The sequence below is a fragment of the Mesorhizobium sp. B3-2-1 genome, from assembly GCF_006439515.1.
Lineage (GTDB): Bacteria > Pseudomonadota > Alphaproteobacteria > Rhizobiales > Rhizobiaceae > Mesorhizobium.
Genome location: NZ_VFTI01000065.1, coordinates 1 through 2,984, shown reverse-complemented (window position 1 = coordinate 2,984; position 2,984 = coordinate 1). Strand labels below are relative to the sequence as shown.

Below are 2,984 nucleotides of genomic sequence, written 5' to 3'. Positions count from 1 at the left end.
TCGACCGGTGCAACCGGCGCCACAGGCGCGACCGGTGATACAGGTGCAACTGGCGCGACCGGAGCAACGGGCGCCACAGGTTCGACCGGTGATACGGGTGCCACGGGTTCGACCGGGGCCACAGGCGCGACTGGTGATACTGGCGCAACCGGCTCGACGGGAGCAACCGGAGCCACAGGTGCGACCGGTGATACGGGTGCCACGGGCTCGACCGGAGCAACAGGCGCGACCGGCACAACCGGAGCTACGGGTGCGACCGGTGATACGGGCGCCACGGGCTCAACCGGAGCAACCGGTGCCACAGGCGCGACCGGCGACACCGGCGCCACAGGTTCGACTGGAGCAACCGGCGCCACAGGTTCGACCGGCGATACCGGCGCCACAGGTGCGACCGGAGCAACTGGAGCCACAGGCGCGACCGGCGACACGGGCACAACCGGATCGACTGGCGCCACTGGCGATACGGGTGCAACTGGGTCGACCGGTGCAACCGGCGCCACAGGCGCGACCGGCGACACGGGCGCCACGGGTTCGACTGGAGCCACAGGTGCGACCGGCGATACCGGTGCCACGGGTTCGACCGGAGCAACCGGAGCCACAGGCGCGACCGGTGATACGGGCGCGACAGGTTCGACCGGTGCAACCGGTGCGACTGGCGATACAGGCGCGACCGGATCAACCGGCGATACAGGCGCCACGGGTTCGACCGGAGCAACCGGAGCCACAGGAGCAACTGGCGAAACAGGCTCTACGGGCTCAACTGGGGCTACCGGAGCCACGGGTGCGACCGGTGATACGGGCGCAACCGGATCGACTGGTGCGACTGGCGATACGGGTGCAACTGGGTCGACCGGTGCAACCGGCGCCACAGGCGCGACCGGTGATACCGGCGCGACAGGCTCGACTGGAGCAACCGGTGCGACTGGCGATACAGGCGCGACCGGATCAACCGGCGCTACAGGATCTACTGGTGCCACAGGCGATACCGGTGCCACGGGTTCGACTGGAGCAACCGGAGCCACAGGTGCAACCGGCGATACGGGTGCCACGGGCTCGACCGGAGCCACGGGTTCGACGGGAGCAACCGGAGCCACAGGCTCAACCGGCGATACCGGCGCCACGGGGTCGACTGGAGCGACAGGTGCCACAGGTGCGACCGGCGATACGGGCGCCACGGGTTCGACCGGAGCAACCGGAGCCACAGGCGCGACTGGCGATACAGGCGCCACGGGTTCGACCGGGGCTACAGGATCTACTGGTGCAACTGGCGACACGGGCGCAACTGGCTCGACCGGAGCAACCGGTGCCACCGGCGATACGGGTGCCACGGGTTCGACTGGTGCGACCGGCGATACAGGCGCAACCGGATCGACTGGTGCGACTGGCGATACGGGTGCAACTGGGTCGACCGGTGCAACCGGCGCCACAGGTTCGACTGGAGCCACAGGCGCGACCGGTGATACTGGCGCAACCGGCTCGACCGGAGCAACCGGCGATACCGGCGCCACAGGTTCGACTGGAGCCACAGGTGCGACCGGCGATACCGGAGCGACTGGCTCGACTGGAGCCACAGGTGCCACCGGCGCGACCGGTGATACTGGCGCTACGGGTTCGACTGGAGCAACCGGGGCCACAGGCGCAACCGGCGATACCGGTGCCACGGGTTCGACCGGTGCAACCGGGGCCACTGGCGCAACCGGCGATACCGGCGCCACGGGCTCGACTGGCGCAACCGGAGCCACAGGTGCGACCGGCGATACCGGCGCCACAGGTTCGACCGGAGCAACCGGAGCCACAGGAGCAACTGGCGAAACAGGCTCCACGGGCTCAACTGGAGCAACCGGAGCCACTGGCGCAACCGGCTCGACGGGAGCAACCGGCGATACCGGAGCGACAGGTTCGACTGGAGCAACCGGAGCCACAGGTGCGACCGGCGATACCGGCGCAACCGGGGCTACTGGTGCGACTGGTGATACGGGCGCCACGGGTTCGACCGGAGCAACCGGAGCCACAGGCGCAACTGGCGAAACAGGCTCCACGGGCTCGACTGGGGCAACCGGAGCCACGGGTGCGACTGGCGATACGGGTGCAACTGGGTCGACCGGTGCAACCGGCGCCACAGGCGCGACCGGTGATACCGGCGCAACCGGATCGACGGGAGCAACAGGCGCAACCGGATCGACGGGAGCAACCGGCGCCACAGGCGAAACAGGCTCTACGGGCTCAACTGGGGCAACCGGAGCCACAGGCGCGACCGGTGATACGGGCGCAACCGGATCGACTGGCGCCACTGGCGCAACCGGAGCCACAGGTGCGACCGGCGATACGGGCGCCACGGGTTCGACCGGAGCAACCGGAGCCACAGGAGCAACAGGAGCAACAGGCGAAACAGGCTCTACGGGCTCGACCGGAGCAACCGGGGCCACAGGTGCGACCGGTGATACCGGTGCGACCGGTTCGACCGGAGCAACCGGAGCCACAGGCGCGACCGGTGATACGGGTGCCACCGGCTCGACTGGCGCAACCGGGGCCACGGGCGCCACAGGAGCTACTGGTGCAACTGGCGATACCGGCTCAACTGGTGCCACAGGCGCGACCGGCAATACAGGCGCAACGGGTTCGACTGGAGCAACCGGCGCCACAGGTGCGACTGGCGATACCGGTGCCACGGGTTCGACCGGTGATACGGGTGCCACGGGTTCGACCGGAGCAACCGGCGCCACAGGTGCAACTGGCGACACGGGCGCCACAGGTTCGACCGGAGCAACCGGGGCCACGGGTGCGACCGGCGACACGGGCGCAACCGGTTCGACCGGAGCAACCGGCGCCACTGGCGATACCGGCGCCACGGGTGCGACCGGAGCAACGGGCGCCACAGGCGCGACCGGTGATACGGGTGCAACTGGCTCGACCGGAGCAACCGGCGATACCGGCGCCACAGGTTCGACGGGTGCCACAGGCGCGACCGGCGACACAGGCGCCAC

General features: G+C 69.6%; 1 protein-coding gene. It reads left to right on the top strand.

Annotation, left to right across the window (positions count from 1 at the left end; genetic code table 11):
• Positions 1 to 2,984: hypothetical protein (locus FJW08_RS32635; protein WP_181183115.1), on the top strand; the 2,984-nt coding region annotated here is incomplete at both ends.